This window comes from Candidatus Aminicenantes bacterium (genome assembly GCA_026393795.1).
Lineage (GTDB): Bacteria > Acidobacteriota > Aminicenantia > UBA2199 > UBA2199 > UBA2199.
Genome location: JAPKZL010000037.1, coordinates 1 through 10,842 on the forward strand (window position 1 = coordinate 1; position 10,842 = coordinate 10,842).

The 10,842-nt window shown below is 57.8% G+C and carries 6 protein-coding genes and 1 pseudogene; 5 read left to right on the forward strand and 2 right to left on the reverse strand.

The window, feature by feature from the left end; translation table 11 throughout:
* From NTW95_01665 to NTW95_01680, 4 genes are all read left to right on the forward strand, one after another.
* On the forward strand, positions 1-3,572 hold a 3,572-nt coding region (locus tag NTW95_01665; GenBank protein ID MCX6556133.1), incomplete at its 5' end, for a PilC/PilY family type IV pilus protein.
* 116 nt (positions 3,573-3,688) lie between these two features.
* Positions 3,689-4,456 (forward strand): hypothetical protein, encoded by a 768-nt coding sequence (locus tag NTW95_01670; protein MCX6556134.1) that lies wholly within the window; start codon positions 3,689-3,691, stop codon positions 4,454-4,456.
* Positions 4,457-4,711: 255 nt separating this feature from the next.
* Positions 4,712-5,026, forward strand: a complete 315-nt coding sequence (locus NTW95_01675) for a (2Fe-2S)-binding protein (protein MCX6556135.1) — start codon at positions 4,712-4,714, stop codon at positions 5,024-5,026.
* On the forward strand, positions 5,007-6,413 hold the full coding sequence (locus NTW95_01680) for an FAD/NAD(P)-binding oxidoreductase (protein ID MCX6556136.1): 1,407 nt from the start codon (positions 5,007-5,009) through the stop codon (positions 6,411-6,413). Before NTW95_01675 ends, NTW95_01680 begins: the two co-directional genes overlap by 20 nt.
* Positions 6,414-6,514: 101 nt before the next feature.
* On the opposite strand, the pseudogene NTW95_01685 reads toward NTW95_01680, so the two are convergent.
* Both NTW95_01685 and NTW95_01690 read right to left on the reverse strand, forming a co-directional pair.
* Positions 6,515-8,878 (reverse strand): annotated as a pseudogene (locus NTW95_01685) (glycyl radical protein).
* A 1-nt stretch (position 8,879) separates the two neighbouring features.
* On the reverse strand, positions 8,880-9,791 hold the full coding sequence (locus NTW95_01690) for a glycyl-radical enzyme activating protein (GenBank protein ID MCX6556137.1): 912 nt from the start codon (positions 9,789-9,791) through the stop codon (positions 8,880-8,882).
* Between the two features lie 402 nt (positions 9,792-10,193).
* Here NTW95_01690 and NTW95_01695 point away from each other — a divergent pair, with 402 nt between their 5' ends.
* On the forward strand, positions 10,194-10,619 hold the full coding sequence (locus tag NTW95_01695; GenBank protein MCX6556138.1) for an FCD domain-containing protein: 426 nt from the start codon (positions 10,194-10,196) through the stop codon (positions 10,617-10,619).
* Positions 10,620-10,842 lie beyond the last annotated feature (223 nt).

The window sequence follows — 10,842 nt, forward strand, 5'->3', positions numbered from 1 at the left end:
CCGAGACCATGATCGTCAACTCCAATGTCATCGATGCCAGCGGCAAATGGGGCACCCTGACCGTCACCCGCGGCACGCAGGCCACCACCGGCACCGACGCCACGGCCCACCCCGCCGGCGCGGCCATTATGATCTACAATAATGCCGGCCTGGGCATCGACGAGTACACGCCGCTGACCAGTCTCTTCTCCAGCCTGCAGCATGTCACCGAAGCAACCGGCGATGTCGATCAAACCTGGACCGAAGCCAAAGCTTGGACCGTTGACGGCACCAATTACAGCCGGGCGGCCTGCTGGCGTTATAAGCGCGTCTTCACCCGCATCCAGGTGGCCCGCGAAGCCCTATGCGACGTGATCACGGCCAAGAACAAACTGCTCAAAGCGGCCGACCTGGTCGCCGCGGCCAGTGATTTTGCCACTAACCTGACCTATAATAGTTTTACCGCCCGCACCGACTTCCTGGCCATGGCCGCCCCCTTCTATATCAAAGTCGTCGACGCCAATGGGACAAGCAATCCGGAAATCATGCTGGTTACCGCCCACGACCCGGCTACTTCTAATCTGACCGTGACTCGCCACCAGCAGGGCACCAGCGCCTGCGCCCATACTGTTGACTCGATTATTTCGACCTATTCCGGGACCCGCGACCTGGTCCGTTTCGGAATCTTCAAATTCAGTGCTGATGATAATCTCGCCACAGAGGCTTTAGTAGTCGGTCTCAACGACTTCGGCCAGAAAAACACCGACGGCACTTATAAAGCCGCAGCTTACATCAACACTGCCATCCTTGACAAAGTGGATCTCCTTCGCGGCAATGGCAGTACTCCTCTGGCCAGAGCACTAACCTATGTTTGGAACTATCTGAAGCCCAATACCGGTGCTAATTATATCAACACTAGCGACTGGAAAGCCGTTGACAAAGACACTTTTGGTACTGCCGAAAAATTCCAAACCCTCCCCGGCGCCACCCATCTCAGTCCCATAGGTTCGCCCATGGAGTACTGGTGCCAGGAAAACTACGCCGTGATGATCACCGATGGTGAAGCCACGGCAGACAGCGGCAATATGGGCTATGGTGTGTTCAGTCAGGGCAGTCAAAAAACACCCCTTTGCGGCAACATCAGCAGTGATTTTACCAAATTCGATTATAATCTCAGCACAAACCCCACCCCCTGGGGCGATACCGTGAATGATGGCAGCGAATATCTCCCCGATGTGGCTTATTTTTTATCCCACCAGGACATGTTCCCCACCACCAGGATCATAACCGGCCATTGGAATACAACCAAACCTACAGGCTATCCCAATGGCAATAACTACTATGACTCAGGCACTCCCGAAGCCGACCCCGACGGGAAACTGTACAGCGAGACCGACACCGATGTGTACAAGCGCTGGCCGGGCAATCAAAACATCAAGACCTACACCATAGGTCTATGCGTCAGCAACACCGTCTTGCCGAAAGCCGCCAAAAACGGCGGCGGGGCAAGTTTTACAGCCTCGAATTACCGGGATCTGAGCGACGCCTTCATCAATATTATCACCAGCGTCGAATTATCCCAACAACCTATGACCTACACCACCTACGCCGCGCCCAAGCAGTCGATCACCGGAGGCAATTACGGCTATGTCGCCCACTTCATACCCCGATTAAGGTCCATGTGGGAGGGCCATTTGCGCCGCTACCGCCTCGGCGACGACGGTTCCTTTCCCGATAACATCGACAACCCGGCCGCCTATGTCGTTGTCGGCGGCGCCAATGTCATATCCTTCCAATGGGATGCCGGGGAAATACTGAACACTCGGACCACGGCGCGCGTGGTCTACACCAGCAAGCCCAGCTCTGGCAGCTGGCCGCGCCTTGATTTCATGGGCAGCAGCATCACCGCTGCCGACCTGTATGTCACCAGCGGCCAGGTCGCCCAGGTCAAGAATTTCACCCAGAACTTCAACAAAGCCGATGGCATAGATGCCAATAGCGAATACAACGGCCTCTACAGGCTTGGCGAGACTTTCCATTGCAACCCGCAGCTGGTCGGCTATCCGCTGATCTGGAAAGCCAATTTTGATCTCAGCTACAAAAGCTTCTACGACCGCTATTCCGCTGGAGGTGCTTCTACACGCGCCGAAGTCGTCTATGCCGGGGCCAACGACGGCAAGATGCATTGTTTCCAGGCCAGCAACGGCAATGAACTGTGGAGTTATGTCCCCTTCGCGCACTTGAAGAAACTTAAAGATAAGCTAGTTTACAATCCTTTAATACACACCTATTATATCGACGGCAAATCACTTGTCAAGGATATCAAGGTAGCCAAGTCCGACGGAACTTTTTACAACGATTACCGTGACTGGAAAACCGGGCTCTTTTTCGGCATGGGCATCGGCGGCCGTTCCTATTGCGCCCTGGATGTCACCACTCCCGCGGATCTGAAGATCTTATGGGAGACGGATGAGGATGCCGAAACCACCGCCGACGGCCGCATGGGTTTTACCGAGGCCAAGCCGGTGGTGGTGGACATGAACGGCGGCGGCACCCTGGGCACTTTCCCGGCCGTCATCCTGCCCGGGGGCTATAACGCGTGTGAAGAAAAAGCCACCGAAATGAGTGTCCTGCCCTGGCAAAGGCGCGAGGGCAAGGCTCTCTATATCCTGAACGCCAATACCGGAGCCCTGGTCAAGAAATTTATCTACGGGGCTACGGCCAGCACTTCGGCCACCATCGATGTCGTCCCCGGCTTCCTTACCGCCATGACCGCCGCCCCGGCTGTTCTCGATAAAAACAACGACGGCATTGCCGACGTCATCTACCTGGCCGAAAGCGGCGACTACCGAACCGCGAACGCCTATGGCGGCGCTATCTGGAAAATCAACTGCTATGGCGACCCCGCCAACTGGGTGGCGCAAAAAATATATCAGGCCGAAGACGGGCAGACCATTTTTGTCTCGCCTTCCTTGGCGTATGACAACGACTACCGCGTCTGGCTGATGTTCGGCACCGGACGCCGCTCCCAGCCCGTCGATGGTTTAGGCACAGGTTCAGGTTTCACCAACCTGACCGGGCAATTCGTGGCTTTCATTGACGATAACAGCGGCACCACCGTCACCAACGCCGACCTTCATGAAGCCGCCACATCGGGAGATGCTACCTATACGATTGACAACAGCGGCACGGTCAAGAAAGGCTTCTGGTTCGACTTCCATTTCGCGCATGAAATCATGTACGAACCCCAGCCGCTGTACATCAACAGCCAAGTCTATTTCATGACGTTTACCCCCCAGGAAGGAACTGGTTCACCCGGCGGTGAAGTCTGCGGCGGTAGTTCTACCGTCAACGGTAAGCATTACATCTACCAGTTCAAGCTGACCTCGGCCGGCAACACCTTCATCATCGGCGATTTCTTGATTCAATCCGGCAAGATCCTCGGTCTCGGGCCCATGGGTGACAAGTTTATCATCTATGTTGGCGCCGGCGACGCCGGTAATTTCAAACCCAATGCCGGTGTAGGCGGAACAATAACTTTTACTTTCGAAAACAAGAACAGTACCATGTTCGGGAAAGAAGACAAAAAATAATCGATCTAATCGGGTAGGGGCACGGCGCGCCGTGCCCCTACATCCGTTTCGTGTTTGAAAATAGAATACGGGGGTACTATAATTATCGTGTTGTTATCTTCTGAGGGAGGTCTTCGATGAAGCGGATAAAGCTATTTTTCTTAGCACTGGCCTTGCTGGGTTTGGTTGCCTGCGGCGGTTCCAACGCCGCGGATAAAGCCAGGGCAAACGATAAGCCTGAAAACGGCCAAACAACAGCCGAGCTCCCGGGCGGGGGAGAGGGCGCGGGCGCGGCAAAGTCAGCGTCCGCGCAAGCTCCCGCTGATTTTTTGCGTCTGAGCGCGGTGCACATCAGCCCGGCCGATCTGTTCGCGAACGTCGACTTGAACGCTGAAGCTGTAGTCGTGCCGCCCGTGCCCGAAGCGATCGACTTCGAGTACCGTTGGTTCGTCACCAACCGGGAGGTGGCCGACGCCACCGGCCCCATATTGCCGAGCGGCAACTTCCGCAAACACCAGTGGGTATTCTGCGAAGCCCGGGCCACGACCGGAAAAAAAGTCAGCGACTGGCTGAAAAGCGATTTTGTGCGCATTGCCAATTCGCCGCCGCAAGTCGAATCGGTCGGCGTGGAAAACTTCACTGTACCGGGGCAGTTCCGTTACCAGATAAAGGCCAGCGATATCGACAATGACGAGTTGACCTATGAACTGATCTCCCCCCTGGACGCGGGTATCGAGCTGGATAAGAAGAGCGGCTTGCTGACCTGGCAAATTGACGAGAAGACCATTGAAAGGCTGGGCGAGACAATCGTTATTTCATTGAGCGTCGGCGATAACGACGGCCAACCCACCACGGGCTCATTGACTCTGCGTTTTCAAAAAAATATAACTACGCGAACTCCGTAGACAGTATTCTTTTTATCCCCCTGTTTCCCCCCTTCGTTAAGGGGGGACGGCTCGGTAGGGGCACGGCGCGCCGTGCCCCTACGCCTGTTTGAAAGGCATTGTCTTTACGGCTCCCCCCTTACCAAGGGGGGTTGGGCAGCACAAACCATTCGCCGATTTTGGCGAATGTGGTTTGTCTGCCCCTGAGGGGGGGGATAAAAATGACAGGTTGAAAAAACCGTTTTAAAATAATATAATAACGCCTTAAAAAAACTAATGGCTCGCGAAAAGAATAAAGCCGAAGACCTGCGCATCGCCGGCATCGACCGTTCCAACGCAATCCATATCCGCGTCAACGGCCGCTTGGTGGCGGCCGTCCTTGGCGAGACCGTGCTGGCCGCCTTGACGGCAGCCGGATACAAAGTCCTCAAAAAGAGCAACGTGCGCGGCGAACCCAGGGGCCCGTTCTGCGGCATGGGCGTCTGCTACGAGTGTTTGGTGACCATTGACGGCGTTCCCAAGCAGCGTTCCTGCATGGTCGAAGCCGCGGATAACATGGAGATCATCCTCTATGAGCCAAACCGCGGTTGACGTGCTGATCATCGGCAACGGCCTGGCCGGCATCGTGGCCGCCAACCGCCTGGCCGCCGCCGGGGCGGAGGTGATGCTGCTCGACGAAAACATCCACATCGGCGGCCAGATCCTGCGCCAGATACCGCAACGGCTCGGCTCGCTGAAGGGTTACCATCCCGACTACGTCAAGAAAGTGGGCTTCGGTTTCATCGACGCCATGAAAAACAACAAGATTAAGGTCCGCAACCGCGCCCGCGTCCTCGGCATTTATCCTGGCCGCGAGGTGCTGATCGAGAGCGATGAGAAAAAAGTCAGTACCGTGAGGGCGGAACGGATACTGCTGGCCACCGGGGCCAGGGAGCGGTTCCTCCCTTTCCCAGGCTGGACGATGCCCGGCGTCCTTTCCGGCGGCGCCGTCCAGGTTCTCATCAAGAGCAGCGGCGTGCTGCCGGCCCGCGATCTGGTCGTCGGCGGCTCCGGCCTTTTTCTGTACTCGGTGGCCTATGAGTGCCTTAAGGCGGGCGCGAAGCTCCGCGCCGTGCTCGAACAGACTCCCATGTGGAACAAATTCCCCCTGGCCTGGCAGGTGCTGCACCAGCTGCCGAAATTAACCGAGGGGAGCCGCTTTCTGAGCCGGCTGTTCTTTTCAGGCGTCCCTTTGCGCTTCAGCACCCGGATCATCGAAGCCCGCGGCGACGGATCTCTGGCCCAGGTTGTCAGCGCCCCGGTCGACGGCAAAGGCCGCGTGTGCAGCGGCAGGGAAAAGATCTATCCGACGCCGCTGCTGGCAACAGGTTACGGATTTTCCGCCAATATCGAACTGGCGCAAATGGCCGGCTGCCTGAGCGAGTTCGCGGCCGAGCGCGGCGGCTGGGTGGTCAAAACCGACGAGCGCCTGGAAACCTCCCTGCCGGGGGTTTTTGCAGCCGGGGAGATCACCGGCATTGCCGGAGCCTTGAAATCAATATGCGAGGGGGAGATCGCCGCCCTGGCCATCCTGCGCCAGATGGGGCGCCCTTTCGGGCCGGCGCAGGAAAGGCGGCTGGCCAGGCTCCTCGGGCAAAGAAGGCACCATCTGCAATTCGGCAAATATTTCAACCTGCTATATAATATCCCCGCCTCGGCCTATCTCGACATTTCCGATGACACCCTGGTCTGCCGCTGCGAGGAGGTGACCATGGGCGACATCCGCCGGGCCGTCGCCAACGGCTACGACACTCCGGCGACGCTCAAGATCGCCCTGCGCAGCGCCATGGGCGATTGCCAGGGGCGCATCTGCGGCCCGATCATCTACGACATCCTGGCCGCGCTGACCGGCCGTTCCCAGGCCGAAATGACGCCGCTTGTGGTCCGGCCGCCGGTCAAACCGGTGAGCATCGGGTCATTGGCGAGCTTTCAGGAATAATTGGGTGTAGGGAACGCAAATTTGCGTTCCCTACCAAATAGATGCTGTTTCTTTCTTGAAACGCATTATGCCAAGCGCGTCACGGTGAAGGTTGGTAATTACTAGAACTCCCTGTGCTCGGTGCGCGTGATTATCTCGTTTTGCAGATCGGCGCCGATATCGACGAAGTAATCGCTGTAGCCGGCCACGCGCACGATCAGGTCGCGGTAGCGCTCCGGGTGCTTCTGGGCGGCGCGCAGGGTCGTGGCGTCGACCACGTTGAACTGCACGTGATGGCCGTGCAAACCGAAATAGGCGCGCACCAAGTTGGCCAGCTGGCCGATACCGCGTTCGTCGGCCAGGAGCTGGGGGGTGAACTTCTGGTTGAGCAGCGTGCCGCCGGTGCGCAGGTGGTCGATCTTGGACGCCGACTTGATCACCGCGGTCGGCCCCTGGCGGTCGGCGCCCTGAACCGGCGATATCCCTTCGGACAGGGGTTCTCCGGCTTTGCGCCCGTCCGGCGTGGCGCCCGTTTTCTTGCCGAAATAAATGTGGACGGTGGTCGGCAGCAGATTGATGCGATAACGGCCGCCGCGCATGTTCGGGCGGCCGTCGATGGCCGCGAAATACAGCTCGAACACCTTTTTCATCAGATCGTCGGCCGCATCATCGTCGTTGCCGTAGCGCGGGGTCTTGTTGAGAAGCATCTGGCGCGACGCTTCCTGGCCGCGGAAATCCACGGCCAGGAGAGCCAGCAAGCGCTTCATGGAGAAGCTCTTTTTTTGGAAAACATGATGCTCGATGACGCTCAGGCAGTCACTGATGGTCCCCAGGCCGACCCCCTGGATGTAGGAGGTGTTGTAGCGGGCGCCGCCGTCATGGTAGTCCCGGCCGTTGGCGATGCAGTCGTCGATGAGCAAGGAGAGGAAAGGGACCGGCAGGTAACGGGCATACAGGCGGTCAATGACGTTGCTGCCGCTTATCTTGATGTCGATGAAATGGCGCAGCTGCGCCGCGAAAGCGCCCAGCAGGTCTTCCATGTCAGCGAACGCGGCGAGGTCTCCCGTTTCCAAACCGATCCGTCGCCCGCTCAGCGGGTCGACGCCGTTGTGCAGGGTGATTTCCAGGACCTTGACCAGGTTGAAATAGCCGGTCAGGATATAGCTTTCGCGGCCGAAGGCGCCGGTTTCCACGCAGCCGCTGGCGCCGCCCTGGCGGGCGTCAACGAGCGATTTTCCCTGGCGCAGCAGTTCGGCGACGATGGCCTCCGAGTTGAAAAGCGACGGCTGGCCGTAGCCGGTCCTGACTATTTACAGCGCCCTTTTTAAAAAACCGTCGGGGCTATTATTGCTGATCTGCACGGCCGAGCTAGGCTGCAGCAGGCGCATCTCCTCGATGACCTCCAGGATCAGGTAGGAAAGTTCGTTGACGCCGTCTTCGCCGGCGGCGGTCAGACCGCCGGTATTGATGAGTGCGAAATCGGTATAGGTGCCGCTCTCTTCGGCGGTGACCCCCACCTTGGGAGGCGAGGGGTGGTTGTTGAACTTGATCCAGAAAGCCTGCAGCAGCTCGCGGGCTTTTTCGCGCGTCAGGCTGCCGTCGGCCAGGCCGCGGCGGTAAAAGGGGAGGAGGTGCTGGTCGAGGCGGCCGGGGTTGAAGGCGTCCCAGGGGTTGGCTTCGCTGATCACCCCGAGGTGGACGAACCAGTAGTGCTGCAGGGCCTCGTGAAAATCGTGCGGGGCCTGGGCCGGCACCCGGGCGCAGGCAACGGCAATGGTCCGCAGCTCCTGGCGGCGGCGAGGATTTTTATCCGTTGCCAGCAGCGACCGCGCCTTGGCCGCGTAGCGTCCGGCGAAGGCGATGATGGCGTCGGCGGCAATGACCATGGCCTGAAGTTCTTCGCGCTTGGCCAACGCCTCCGGGTCGTTCATAAAATCAAGAGACGAGAGGTTGGCCTGGATCTGAGTTTTAAAGTCGACGAACCCCTGGCCGTATATTTTCTCGCCGCAAACGGTATGGCCCGGGGCGCGCTGCTCCATGAACTCGGTGAAGATGCCGGCCCGGTAGGCCTCCAGCCACTCGGGAGTCATATGGGCGAACAGCCTGTCGCGCATTGTTTTTCCCGACCAAAAAGGGATGATCTCATCGGCGAACTGGCGGCGGGTGGCGGCGTTGACGCGGAAGGGAATTTTCGTGCGCTTGTCCAGGATGTCGATGTCGGCCAGGGAATGGCAGGTGATCTCGGGGTAGGTCGGGGTGGCTTTGGCAGCGGGCCCCCTTTCGCCGACGATCAGCTCTCCCGGCAGGATGGTTATTTTCTTGTGACGCAGCAGGTAGGCGAAAGCCCCAGCCCGCAGCAAAGGGGCGGAGAGACCCCGGGCGGAGTCGCTTTTATAAAAACGGGTCAACAGCACTCCGCGCTCCGAGGAAAGCTCGGGAACCGCCCGCAAGCTTTGCCGGCGCAGTTTCCTGATCCGGTCGTTCATGTCAGCCTCCAATGGTCACGGCAAGTTTTCTTTGCCGAAATATTTCAATGATCGCATTCAGCTCCGCGGCCGTAGGCGGCCGGGTGCCAGGCAGCGGATCGTCCTGGCCCAGGCGCTCCCTCTTGCCGCTGCCTCCCGAATGGTAGGGGAGAAGCTGCACCGGGTGCGCTTGCGGCAAAGACGTGCAGAAATCGGCCAGACGCGTCAGCTCGCTTGCCGAATCGTTGCTGCCGGGGATGAGCGGAATGCGGACGGCCAGGGAGCGGGCCGCGGCCGCAAGGCGCGTCAGGTTATCCAGGATCAGCTCGTTGGACTCGCCGGTTAAGCGGCGATGCCTGGCCGCAGCGATGCATTTCAGGTCGAAAAGAAAAAGATCGACCAGCGGCAGGATTTTCCTGAAGCTGGCCCAGGGAGCGTGGCCGCAGGTGTCCAGGGCCGTGTGCCAGCCTTTCCGCTTCGCGCCGAGCAGAAGCCCATGCAAAAAACGGACCTGTTGCATGGGTTCGCCGCCCGAAAAAGTGACTCCGCCTTGCGAACTTCGGTAGAAAACGGCATCCTTGGCCAATTCGTCGATAACGTTCGCGCAAGTGACGAAGCGCCCGGCCATTTGCAGCGCCTCGGCGGGGCAGGCTTCAACGCAGCGGCCGCAAAGGTCGCAGCGGCTGCGGGTGATAGTTATAATGCCCCGGCGCTTGCTCAATGCTTTGCGTAAACAGGCCTTGATGCAGGCGCGGCAGCCATCCAGGCAACGTTTGGAAAAGACCATGAACTCGGGGTTTTCGGAAATGCCTTCCGGGTTGTGGCACCAGCGGCAGCGCAAGGGACATCCTTTCAAGAACACCGTGCTGCGTATGCCGGGCCCGTCGTGGATGGCGAATTTCTTGATGTCAAAAATGATGCCCTTGCTCTTCATGTTGTGATATCTGATATATCACATAAAATTTATAAAATCAAGTAGGGGTTCAATATGATATCAGGGTGTAGGGGTTCAATACGATATCAGGGTGTAGGGGTTCAATACGATATCAGGGTGTAGGGGTTCAATATGATATCAGGGTGTAGGGGTTCAATATGATATCATATGATCTTGTATTGAACCCCTACAATTACTATCCTCAAATCCCCTATCAAACCTTGCATTGCTGAAAACCTGTCCCTACTGAGCGTATGTTGTCAAAAACAACCCGTTTGGATATACTGCAGCCATGCGCAAGCAAACGGGGCCCATCAATTTGAAGTCATTGAAGGAACAGGTCCGCGCCGGGGCATCTATGTCAGCGCGCTGCCGCTGGACGAGATCAGGGAATTCTACCAGGTGATCGGCGCCCTAGAAAGCGCGGCCCTGCAGGAAGCTTTTCCAAAACTGGGTTCAGCCGGGATCAAAAAGATGGAAGCCCTGAACCGCCAGATGCAAGCAGCCATCGCTACGGGCGATTTCGATCTTTTTTACGAAAAGAACCTGCTCTTTCACGATTGCGTCATCGAGCCTTGCGCCAACAAGACCATGGCGCGCGTCATCGGCAACCTGAAAAAAAGGCTGTACGATTTTCCCAGGCAGCGCCAGTGGATCAAGGAGTGGGAAGAATCCTCCATCCGCGAGCACCAGGAGATCGTCGATTTTCTCGCGGCGGGCGACCCGGCCGCCGCCGCCCTGTTCCTGCGCGATGTTCATTGGTCGTACGAGGTCCAGGAGAAATACATTCGAAAATATTATGCACCGGTAGTTGATCATAGGGATTAATTGCGATAAGGGTAGGGGCGAAAAATTTTTCGCCCCTTGTATATTACTCTTTGTAAATATTTTAAGCATTAAAATATTTCCGAACGCCCCGATGTTTTTAATGACCGTTCGCCCCTTGAGCTGAATGCTCGAACGTAGCAAGGTCCAATCGGGGCTTTGCCAACATGGATGGTTTTTTGGTAATACATGTAGCTGTGGTGGTGAAAAAGAGACCGGCGGCAGC